This window comes from Micromonospora yasonensis (assembly GCF_026013475.1).
Taxonomy (GTDB): domain Bacteria; phylum Actinomycetota; class Actinomycetes; order Mycobacteriales; family Micromonosporaceae; genus Micromonospora; species Micromonospora yasonensis.
In genome coordinates this window covers 1-3,293 of sequence record NZ_JAPDPH010000390.1, presented here as the reverse complement: position 1 = coordinate 3,293, position 3,293 = coordinate 1, and the positions used below count along the sequence as shown (strand labels likewise).

General features: G+C 74.8%; 3 protein-coding genes. All 3 read left to right on the top strand.

Going from position 1 to position 3,293, the window contains the following annotated elements; genetic code table 11:
• On the top strand, positions 1–1,827 hold a 1,827-nt coding region (locus ONA70_RS35490), incomplete at its 5' end, for a helix-turn-helix transcriptional regulator (RefSeq protein WP_265010849.1).
• Between the two features lie 111 nt (positions 1,828–1,938).
• A complete protein-coding gene (locus tag ONA70_RS35485) occupies positions 1,939–2,709 on the top strand; it encodes a DUF5995 family protein (RefSeq protein ID WP_265010848.1) in 771 nt (256 codons plus the stop codon).
• 83 nt (positions 2,710–2,792) lie between these two features.
• Positions 2,793–3,293 (top strand): phosphotransferase (locus ONA70_RS35480; protein ID WP_265010847.1); only part of this gene is annotated, 501 nt, incomplete at its 3' end.

Here is a 3,293-nt window from a genome sequence, read left to right as displayed (position 1 = left end):
CCCCCCCCCCCCCCCCCCCCCCCCTACCCTCTACCCCCCCCCCACCCCCCCCCGGCCGAGCGCCTGCACGGGTACGCGGAGGCGCACCGCCACTGGTCGGCGGCGTTGCAGCTGGCCGCCATCCCGGCACCGGTCCCGCCGGACGTCGAACCGGCCCCCGTCGAGGTGGACCGCGTCGAGCTGCTGGAACACGCGGCCGAGACGGCGCACCACAGCGGCGAACACGCCCGCGCGCTGGACCTGCTGGAGGAACTGGCCCGGGACGCGGCCGGCCCGCCGACCTGCGCCCTGCACATCCGGCGGGCCCGCTACCTGGCCGCCGCCGGCCGGTCCGCGCCCGCCGAGGCGGAGTACCGGCGGGCGCTCGAGTTCCCGGACTGCACGCCCCGGGAGCGGGCCACCGCCGCCGCCCGCCTGGCCGAGCTGTTGCTGCACCTGGGCCGCTACGCCGAGGCCGGCGACCAGGCGCGGGAGGCGCTCCAGCTCGCCGCAGAGGTGCCCGGCTCCACCTCCGAGGTGGTGCTGGCCAGCGCCGCGCTGGGCTACAGCGAGGCGTGGCTGGAGGACCCGGAGGCCGGGCTGTCGGTGATGCGGCAGGCCCTGGAGACCGCCGAGCGGTCCGGCCGGCCGGAGGACGTGGCGTGCGCGTACCTGCATCTGGCGGAGCTGCTGACCGGGCCGCTGAACATTCTCGAGGAGGGGGTGGTGGTGGCCCGCCGGGGCGCCGAGCGGGTGGCCGAGCTGGGCCTGGGCCGCACCTGGGAGACCCGGCTGCTGGCCATCGCCACGAACGGCCTGTTCCGGGTCGGGCAGTGGGCCGAGGCGGAGAAGGTGGTCGCCGCCGCACTGCGGCACCGCCCGTCCGGCGCCGACGCGGCGGAGCTGCTGCTCGCCCGCTGCCGGCTGTCCGTCGGGTACGGCGACATCGAAGCCTCCGACCGGGACCTGGAGGCGGTGGCCACCATGCTCGCCGGCGGCGGCGCCCGGCACGTGCTGCCCATGCTCATCCTCCGGGCCGGCCTGGCCATGTGGCAGGGCCGACACGACCTGGCCCGGCAGGCTGTCCAACGTGGACTCACCGAGAGCCGCTCCGACGACGTCATCGTGCTGGCGACCCTGGCCTGGCACGGGCTGCGCGCCGAGGCGGAGGCGTCCGCCAGCCGGACGGTCGAGGTCGACCCGACGGCGGTCCGCCGGCTGCGTGAGGTGGTCGAGCGGGTGACCCGCAAGAGCGAGAGGGCCGGCGCGCCGGTGCGGTACGTGGCGGACGGGTTCCTGGCGCTCTGCGCGGCCGAGCTGAGCCGGCTCGACGGCCGGGGCGACCCGGAGCTGTGGGCCCGGTCGGCGGCCGAGTGGGACCGGCGCAGCCATCCCTACCCGGCCGCGTACTCCCGGCTGCGTCAGGCCGAGGCGCTGCTCGCCCGGCGCAGCCGCCCGGCCACCGCGCGCCGCCTGCTGGGGGAGGCGCACCGGATGGCCCTGGCGTTGGGCGCGGTGCCGTTGAGTTCGGAGATCCGTACCCTGGCCGGGCGGGCCCGGGTGACGCTGGCGGAGCATCCGGCGGTCGAGACCCGGCCGGCGCCCCGGCAGCGGACCGCGGCGCCGGCCGTCGCCGCCGCGGCGGCGGACGACCTGGCCGCGCTCACCGCCCGGGAACGCGAGGTGCTCGCCGCTGTCGCCGAGGGGTTGACCAACAAGGAGATCGGTCAGCGGCTGTTCATCAGCGAGCGGACCATCGGGGTGCACGTGTCGCACATCTTCGACAAGCTCCAGGTCCGCACCCGGGTCCAGGCCAGCGCGATCCTCCTGCGCAACCGCCCTGAGTAGACGGACCCCGAGGAATACGTCGTTCTACTGATCCGACCGCCGTACGTCGGCTGGAAGGCTGTCCGAGTCGCCGGTGCCGTCGGGGAGTGCGCCGGCCACCGTGGAGGAGAGATGACCGAACCGGTCTGGGGTCCCGTGCACCAGGACATCGTCGGGTTGCTCGCCGACCATCCCGCCGACGTGCCGGCGGTCGTCGACCATCTCACCAAGCTGCAGGACCTGCTGGTCCGGCTGCCTCCGCTGGAGGAGAGCTGCCCTCTAGCGGACTTCAACAAGCTCTACCTGGTCATCACCAGCACGGTGCTCGACGGCCTGTACGACGACCGGTTCGTCGACCCGGTCTTCCTCGCCCGGTTGGACGTGGAGTTCGCGGCCCGGTACTTCGACGCGTTGCGCTTCTGGACGGAGTCCAGCCCGAACACCCCGAAGGCGTGGTCCTGCCTGTTCAAGCGGATGCGCGGTCCGGATGCCCGGCCGCTGCCGTCGGCCGCCGCCGGGGTCAACGCGCACATCAACTACGACCTGCCGTTCGCGCTGGTGACCACGCTGGAGAGCCTGGAGTCCGAGCCGGTCGACGGCAGCGACCAGCACCGCGACTACCTGGAGATCAACAACATCTTCGCCGAGCGGATCCCCGAACTGCGCCGGGGCTACCTGGACCACTGGCAGCTGATGATCGACATGGTCAACGGCGACATCGACGACTGGTACCAGGGCGAACTGGTGGAGTACACCCGGAATGTGGCCTGGCGCAACGCGCAGAAGATCTGGCGCTGCCGGCACGACCCGGAGGCCCGCGAGTGTGAACGGACGCGGCTGGACGACAACGCCGCGCTGCTCGGCCGGCTGCTGCTGTCGCCGCTGGGGGCGTTCCTGCAGTAGCCGGGACGGGGGGTCCCCGCGTTCCCTCATCCCAGGGGAGCGCGGGGACGCCGTATGCCCGCGCGGGGTGCGAGGATGGGCCGGTGGAGCAGGCGCTGATTGGCAACGTGACGACCGGCGTCGTCCGGGTCGGCGACACCGTCCGGCGTCCGGCCGGCCCGTGGACCGAGGCCGTCGACGCCCTGTTGGCCCACCTGCACGCGGTCGGCTTCCCCGGCGCGCCCCGGCCCCTGGGCCGGGACGGGCAGGGCCGCCAGGTGCTGGAGTACGTCCCCGGCGAGCTGGGCGACCCGTCCGGCACGTACTCGGTGGCGGAGCTGGCCTCGATCGGCGCGTTCCTGGCCGACCTGCACCGGGCGACGGAGACCTTCGTGCCCCCACCCGCGGCGTCGTGGCAGCTCGTGATCCCGCCCGACGGCGAGGACCTCGTCTGCCACCACGACGTCGCCCCGTGGAACCTGGTCCGGTCCGCGCGCGGCTGGGTGCTGATCGACTGGGACAGCGCCGGCCCCGGCACCCGCGGCTGGGAGCTGGCGTACGCGGCGCAGAGCATGGCCGGCCTGCGCCCGGCCCGGCCGCTCGAC

Bases quoted from the DNA above. Each gene is read 5' to 3' on its own strand.
- ONA70_RS35485 (WP_265010848.1), top strand. From the start codon at position 1,939: ATGACCGAACCGGTCTGGGGTCCCGTGCACCAGGACATCGTCGGGTTG.